This is a genomic window from Acinetobacter sp. WCHAc060006 (assembly GCF_004209135.1).
Taxonomy (GTDB): domain Bacteria; phylum Pseudomonadota; class Gammaproteobacteria; order Pseudomonadales; family Moraxellaceae; genus Acinetobacter; species Acinetobacter cumulans.
This window is the reverse complement of sequence record NZ_SGSS01000075.1, coordinates 1-1,611: the sequence shown is the minus strand read 5'-3', so window position 1 is coordinate 1,611 and position 1,611 is coordinate 1. Positions and strand designations below refer to the sequence as shown.

The following is a 1,611-nucleotide window of genomic DNA, read 5'->3' as shown; positions in this document are numbered from 1 at the left end:
TTTTTTCATTTAACAATATCCTCATTACAGATTTTTATAGCATTGGTATTTGTTCGATCAGTTGAGAACATAACTGAATGTTGTTTTTTCATAAGCATATCGACATCATCATTTATGAGTAGAGGTAATAAGGAATTTTAAAGGTTGAGCCATATTCCACTACACCAAGTTTTAAGCGTTGTGCTTATTTAATTTAATTATAGTGAAAAAGTTAGCTTATAAATTTTAAAAAAAAATTAATGACCATGGTTTTTATTAAAATATCTATATAGACAATTAAGCTAATTAGGTGGGCAATTATGAATATGTTGGTAAATATAAAAAGAGAAGTGCAAGCATCTGAATTAGACTTTATTGAAGTCGAAAAGCTAATTTTGCAATGCGAAAAAGCAAAATCGTCAATAAAGGTTATTTATGAAAGCATCAAAGATATTGAACTTGATGCTTACCAGATTGTGAGTGCAATCACCCGAAAATCATATTCATCATCATTCAATACTGAAGAATCTGCTTTAAAACAAATATCGTCATGCTTCTGGAGGAAGTTAACTGAGATCATCAATCTTAGAAACTTTATATCTGAAAAAGAATATGATGCGTTGTCAGATAAAATTGCTCGTCATGAAATTGAAGATTTCACGATGGATAACGTGAATGTATTTTTAGAATCTATCTGGTCTACGCGCCACATGGCATATGCTCGTAAAGTTGATTCATTGTTTTGCCAATTATCAAGCAAATACAAAACCAATCTTGGTGCTGGTATTAACCCGTGCGTGATCATTCATCACAATAGCTACCATTCTTATTGCAGACGAGATAATTTAGTGGAAGAAGTACGCTTTATAGCAAGGCAGTTATTTGGCAAGCCTTTAGACCACACTAGATTAGATAAACTCAGGTTAGATCGTGGTATCTGGCATAGCATTGATGATAATTTATTACGCATTAAGATCTACGAAAACGGTAACTGTCATATCTTGTTTAATCAATGCGTAGTTGATCGCATTAACCAGGTATTAAACCTGTTATATCCGAATCAAATTGGCATAGATCCAAATGTAAAACACAAACGCCGTGCGTATGATGAACCCATTTTATAAAGCTCATTAAAAAACCATCAATTGTTATTGTGGTTTTTTTTTAGATATATACGGTACTAATTTTGCGATCGTGCCACTGGTGAACATACACTGACCATATCACTATGGATACTTGGGATAAATCATATCCCTTAAAGGCAGATTTAAATTTAGACTCCATTTTTCGGAGCTGCATTCTCTTATCACGAGATGGCTCTAATTCAATATCCCCAATGAATTGAGAATTGCAATAAGATCTTGTTCAGGTGTATCAGCAAGCACCGTCACGTTATAGCCACCGCTAAACTGGTGTAATTCAGCACAGTGCTCAACATCAGACGCCGTGAGTACCAATTCAACATCAAAATATTGAATCACTTTAAGCACCTGGTACTTTGCTTTAAAGAATCCGTTGTTTTCAGCTAACTTCATCGCTTCAGCAATGGTGATGTTTTCAAGCACAAGACGGTCTTGAGCTGGTTCAGCTTCATATGTTTTAAAACTTAACAATTTAATTAAACTTAATTAA

Annotated in this window: 2 protein-coding genes; one reads left to right on the top strand and one right to left on the bottom strand. The window is 33.6% G+C overall.

Translation table 11 applies throughout. The annotated features are described in order from the left end of the window. Positions 1-299: 299 nt before the first annotated feature. On the top strand, positions 300-1,103 hold the full coding sequence (locus EXE29_RS17190) for a DUF4942 domain-containing protein (RefSeq protein WP_005005990.1): 804 nt from the start codon (positions 300-302) through the stop codon (positions 1,101-1,103). A gap of 195 nt (positions 1,104-1,298) precedes the next feature. Here the strand turns inward: EXE29_RS17190 and EXE29_RS17185 are convergent, their stop codons facing one another. Beyond that, complete coding sequence (locus tag EXE29_RS17185) at positions 1,299-1,592, bottom strand: hypothetical protein (protein WP_063454767.1); 294 nt, start codon at positions 1,590-1,592, stop codon at positions 1,299-1,301. Positions 1,593-1,611: the final 19 nt, after the last annotated feature.

Excerpts from the sequence above, each read along its gene's own strand:
- EXE29_RS17190 (WP_005005990.1), top strand. The coding sequence starts at position 300 with ATGAATATGTTGGTAAATATAAAAAGAGAAGTGCAAGCATCTGAATTA.